4 protein-coding genes and 1 pseudogene are annotated in these 5,084 nt (G+C 74.1%); 1 reads left to right on the top strand and 4 read right to left on the bottom strand.

The features are described 5' to 3' along the window. The 4 genes and pseudogenes from ACWFQ8_RS26265 to rsmI form a co-directional block, all read right to left on the bottom strand. A pseudogene (locus ACWFQ8_RS26265) lies at positions 1-488 on the bottom strand (hypothetical protein); the annotation flags it as partial. 113 nt (positions 489-601) lie between these two features. Further along, positions 602-1,501, bottom strand: a complete 900-nt coding sequence (locus ACWFQ8_RS26260; protein WP_453788736.1) for a TatD family hydrolase — start codon at positions 1,499-1,501, stop codon at positions 602-604. Positions 1,502-1,511: 10 nt separating this feature from the next. Continuing rightward, positions 1,512-2,003, bottom strand: coding sequence for a hypothetical protein (locus ACWFQ8_RS26255; RefSeq protein WP_453788735.1), 492 nt, complete (start codon positions 2,001-2,003; stop codon positions 1,512-1,514). A 160-nt stretch (positions 2,004-2,163) separates the two neighbouring features. Further along, a complete protein-coding gene (rsmI, locus tag ACWFQ8_RS26250; RefSeq protein ID WP_453788734.1) occupies positions 2,164-3,072 on the bottom strand; it encodes a 16S rRNA (cytidine(1402)-2'-O)-methyltransferase in 909 nt (302 codons plus the stop codon). Between the two features lie 121 nt (positions 3,073-3,193). Between rsmI and ACWFQ8_RS26245 the strand changes: the two genes are divergently transcribed. Continuing rightward, positions 3,194-4,960 carry a dolichyl-phosphate-mannose--protein mannosyltransferase gene (locus ACWFQ8_RS26245; RefSeq protein WP_453788733.1) on the top strand — a complete coding sequence of 589 codons (1,767 nt, stop codon included), beginning with the start codon at positions 3,194-3,196 and terminating at the stop codon, positions 4,958-4,960. The last annotated feature ends 124 nt before the right edge of the window (positions 4,961-5,084 follow it).

Here is a 5,084-nt window from a genome sequence, read left to right as displayed (position 1 = left end):
GGTACGGGCGGAGCGGGCGGGGCCGCGAGGTAGGCGTCGGCGGTGGCGCCCCGACGGCGGCCCGTGCCCGTCGCGGCGGCGCCGGGCGCGGGGGGTTCCTCGACGGCGGTCCGGCCGCCGGGCTCCTGCGCGGCGCGGCGGCGTCCGGTGCCCGGGGCCGGCGGGGCGGGGGCTTCGGCGGGGCCCCGGCCGCGGGCGGCGCGGCGGCGGGACGCCCGGTCGAGGCCCCTCGGAGCCGGCACCCCCGGCCCGGGGGCGCCGGAGGGCACCGCATCCGGGGTCCCGGGCGCGGTCGCGGTCGCGGCGTGGGCCGGGCCGCCCGGCCGGGCCCAGGCCCCGTACGCACCGACCCCGTACGCACCGACCCCGTACCCGTACGCACCGTCCCCGTACATCCCGGCTCCGTACGCCCCGGCCTCGTACGCCCCCGCTTCGTACGCCCCCGGGACGGGACCGCCACGGCGGTGACTGCCCTGCGTATCGCTCACGCTCGCTCCACTGGTGGTCCGGCACCCTCGGGTCGGGGCACGGCACCATAGCGGAGCAGCCGTCACGGAACAAAGCCGTACGACTACTCAGTGTGGCGGAGGGTGGAGGGGCGTCAGTAGGCGAAGGCGCGCGCGGTGTTGACGGCCAGGGCAGTGGCCATCGCGTCCTCGTCCAGGCCGCGGACCGCCGCCATCGCCCGGACCGTCAGCGGAATGAGGTACGGCGCGTTGGGCCGTCCGCGATACGGCGCCGGGGTCAGGTAGGGCGCGTCCGTCTCGACGAGCACCAGTTCCAGCGGGGCGACGGCCAGCGCCTCGCGCAGCGGCGCCGCGTTCTTGAAGGTGACCGTCCCGGCGAAGGACATGTAGTACCCGGCGGCCGCGCACGCGCGGGCCATCTCGGCGTCGCCGGAGTAGCAGTGGAAGACGGTCCGTTCGGGCGCGCCCTCCTCGCGCAGCACGCGCAGGACGTCCGCGTGCGCCTCGCGGTCGTGGATGACCAGCGCCTTGCCCTGCCGTTTGGCGATCTCGATGTGCGCGCGGAAGGAGCGCTCCTGCGCGGCCATGCCCTCGGGCCCGGTGCGGAAGTAGTCCAGGCCGGTCTCGCCGACGGCCTTGACGTGGTCCAGTGCGGCGAGCGCCTCGATCTCGGCGAGCGCGTCGTCGAGGGCGGCCTCCCCGCCGCCGGCCCGGGCGCCCTGCCGCGACCAGCCGTCCGGATCCCCGTGCACGATGCGGGGGGCCTCGTTGGGGTGCAGGGCCACGGCGGCGTGGACGTTCTCGTACGCGGCGGCGGTCTCGGCCGCCCAGCGGGAGCCCTTCACGTCGCAGCCCACCTGGACGACGGTGGTCACGCCCACGGAGGCGGCCTTGGCGAGACCCTCCTCGACGGTGCCGGACTGCATGTCCAGATGGGTGTGCGAGTCCGCCACCGCCACCCGGAGGGGTTCGGGCAGCGGTGGCGGTGCGTCCTTGGGGGCGGAGGCCGAGGAGGGGGCGGGGCGAGAGCTCATACGGCCGATCTTATGACCGGCGCAGGCTCGCCATGAGGCGGGAGAAGAGCCCGCCGCGCCGCTCGGCCTCGTCGATCGCGACGGGACCGGGAGCGTCGTGGCGGGGGGAGGTCTTGCGCGGCTTGGGGGTCCGCGGGAGGCTCTCGCCCGCCGGGACCGGCCCGGCGATGCCGGGAGCGACGGGGTGGTGGTAGAGCTGGTCGAGCATGCCGAGCACCGAGGACACCTGCCCCGCCCGCATGATCCGTACGACGTGTCCGCCGCAGTTCAGGCAGGTCGGATCGGACAGCGGCGAGGGCACCCGCTCGCCCTTGACGACGTACATGATGAACGGCTGGCCGCGGCCGTCCACATGGTGCTCGATCTCGTAGCCCTGCTCCCAGCCGTAGCCGCACCTCATGCACGCGAAGGCGTACGCCTCGTGCACGGTCGGCACACCGCCCGGGGCGGGCGCGGACGCGGGCACGGCCGCGGATGCCGGGGTGTCTGCGATCTCACTCATGCGAGCTCCTCTTGTTCCACTGGTGCCCTTGCCAGTGGACGCCTCTTCGGGCGGGAGCGCATCAGGTCCTGTCCAGTGTTGGACGGTCCTTGGGCGAGTCATGCCCAAAGCGCCCGGTGCGCGGTCTGAGCTTTGCTTTTCAGGTTAGCCCTTTACCGGACTACGGCACCTTTTGTTCCGCGTTCTTTGCCGCGACGACCGCGTCGAAGACCTCCCGCTTGGGTAGCCCGGCCTCGGCCGCGACCGCCGCGATGGCCTCCTTGCGCCGCTCCCCCGCCTCCTCGCGCACCCGCACCCGGCGCACCAGCTCCGCCGCGTCGACGTCGGCGGGCCCGGCGGCCGGGGCGCCCTCGACGACGACGGTGATCTCCCCGCGCACGCCCTCGGCGGCCCAGGCGGCCAGGTCGGCCAGAGCGCCGCGCTTGACCTCCTCGTAGGTCTTGGTCAGCTCGCGGCACACCGCGGCCCGCCGGTCGGCGCCGAAGACCTCGGCCATCGCGGCCAGCGTGTCGTCCAGCCGGTGCGGGGCCTCGAAGTAGACGAGCGTGCGGCGCTCGCCCTCGACCTCGCGCAGCCGGCCGAGGCGCTCGCCCGCCTTGCGCGGCAGGAAGCCCTCGAAGCAGAAGCGGTCCACGGGCAGCCCGGACAGCGCGAGTGCGGTGAGCACGGCGGACGGGCCGGGCACGGCGGTGACCTTGAGGTCCTTCTCGACGGCGGCGGCGACGAGCCGGTAGCCGGGGTCGGAGACCGAGGGCATGCCGGCGTCGGTGACCAGCAGGACGCGCTTGCCCGCCTCCAGGGCCTCGACCAGTTCCGGGGTGCGCGCCGACTCGTTGCCCTCGAAGTACGACAGGACGCGCCCGGTGGTGTGCACGCCGAGCCCCTGTGTCAGCCGGCGCAGCCGTCGGGTGTCCTCGGCGGCGATCACGTCGGCCCGTTCCAGCTCGGCCGCGAGCCTCGGCGGCGCGTCCGCGAGGTCCCCGATGGGGGTGCCGGCCAGGACGAGGACGCCCTGCGGACCGGCTGCGGACGGGGTGGGCTCGACGCGGTGGGGCTGATCAGTGGTCACGGGATCATCCTCTCATCAGGGACTCCGAGGGCTCCGGGGCGCCGTACGAGGGAACGGCTCACCGGCCCGCGACGCACGTGGGGACTGGGGCGCCCGCGGACGCGTTCCCTACGATGACCCGGTGACCAGTACCGCGACGCCGCCGTCCAGCCCCGCGGGGGCCCCTCCCGCCCCACCGGCGGGACGCGAAGAAGAGCCCACCACCTGGCTGCGCCGGCTGCGCGCCTTCGGCTACGCGGCGCCGTCCGGGACGGCGCGCGTGGACCTGCGCGCCCGCCTGGTGCCCCCGTACGCAGAGCCGTCCCCGCAGCTGTGGCTGACCTTCGGCATCCCCTCGCGGATGCGGGGCACCTGGCAGCGGATCTTCGCCTGGGCGGGGCCGCTGCTGGTGGCCCTCGTCGCGGGGGTGCTGCGCTTCGTGCACCTGGGCAGCCCGAAGGCGGTGATATTCGACGAGACGTACTACGCCAAGGACGCCTGGGCCACGGTCCGACAGGGCTATGAGGCGAGCTGGCCGAAGGACATCGACAAGTCGATCCTCGCCAACCCGGACGGGATCTCCCTGCCGCTGGACCCGGGGTACGTGGTGCACCCGCCCGTCGGCAAGTGGGTCATCGGGCTCGGCGAGTGGATGTTCGGCTTCACCCCCTTCGGGTGGCGGTTCATGACCGCCGTGCTCGGCACCCTGTCCGTGCTGATGCTGTGCCGGATCGGGCGGCGCCTGCTGCGCTCGACCTTCCTGGGCTGTCTGGCGGGCGCGCTGCTCGCGGTGGACGGGCTGCACCTGGTGATGAGCCGCACCGCGCTGCTGGACCTGGTGCTGATGTTCTTCGTGCTGGCCGCCTTCGGGGCGCTGGTCGTCGACCGGGACAAGGCGCGGGCCCGGCTCGCGGACGCGCTCCCGGTGGACGAGGAGGGCCGTACCCGGCCCGACCTGAGGATCGCGCAGACGCTGCGGCTGGGTTGGCGCCCGTACCGCATCCTGGCCGGGGTCTGCCTGGGCCTCGCGGCGGGCACGAAGTGGAACGGCTTCGTGGTCCTGGCCTTCTTCGGCGTCCTGACCGTGCTGTGGGACGCGGCCGCCCGTCGGACGGCCGGCGCGGGCGCCCCGTACGCGGCGATGCTGCGCCGGGACGCGCTGCCCGCCTTCGTGTCGACGGTCCCGGTCGCGGTCGTGACGTACGTGGCCTCCTGGTCGGGCTGGATCCTGAGCCCGGACAACGGCAAGGGCGGCTATCTGCGCGACTGGGCCGCCAAGCACGACGGGGGCAGCTCGCTGTCCTTCCTGCCGGAGTGGCTGCGCAGCCTGTGGCACTACGAGACCGAGGTCTACAAGTTCCACGTCGGTCTGACCTCCGGACACACCTACGAGTCCAATCCGTGGAGCTGGCTGGTCCTGGGCCGGCCCGTCTCCTACTTCTACGAGTCCCCCGCGCCCGGCACGGACGGCTGCCCGGCCACCGAGGCGGGCAAGTGCGCCCGAGAGGTGCTGGCGCTGGGCACGCCGCTGCTGTGGTGGGCGGGCTGCTTCGCGCTGCTGTACGTGCTGTGGCGGTGGTTCTTCCGCCGCGACTGGCGGGCGGGCGCGATCGCCTGCGGGCTCGCCGCCGGCCTGCTGCCCTGGTTCAACTACCAGGAGCGGACCATCTTCTACTTCTACGCGGTGGTCTTCGTCCCGTACCTGTGCCTGGCGGTGGCGATGATGATCGGCGCCCTGCTGGGGCCGGCGGGCTCGACCGAGCGCCGACGGGCGCTGGGGGCGATCGGGGCGGGAGTCCTGGTGCTGCTGATCGTGTGGAACTTCATCTATTTCTGGCCCATCTACACGGGCCAGACCTTGCCCATGGACTCCTGGCGCAACCGCATGTGGCTGGACACCTGGGTGTAGCTGGGCGAACACACCAGGAGGGGGGGGGCCGGCGGGGGCGCCGCCCAGGCGGAGGTGGTGGGGTTAGTGGGCGCGGGGTAGCCCACCCACCACCCCCGGACGGCCGCCCCCACGAGGCCGCGGA

This window comes from Streptomyces sp. NPDC055254, from assembly GCF_053606025.1.
This window is presented reverse-complemented; position numbering and strand designations above follow the sequence as displayed.

What these genes read in the sequence shown, in the direction of transcription:
- ACWFQ8_RS26260 (WP_453788736.1), bottom strand. Translation starts at nt 1,501, where the DNA reads ATGAGCTCTCGCCCCGCCCCCTCCTCGGCCTCCGCCCCCAAGGACGCA.
- ACWFQ8_RS26255 (WP_453788735.1), bottom strand. Translation starts at nt 2,003, where the DNA reads ATGAGTGAGATCGCAGACACCCCGGCATCCGCGGCCGTGCCCGCGTCC.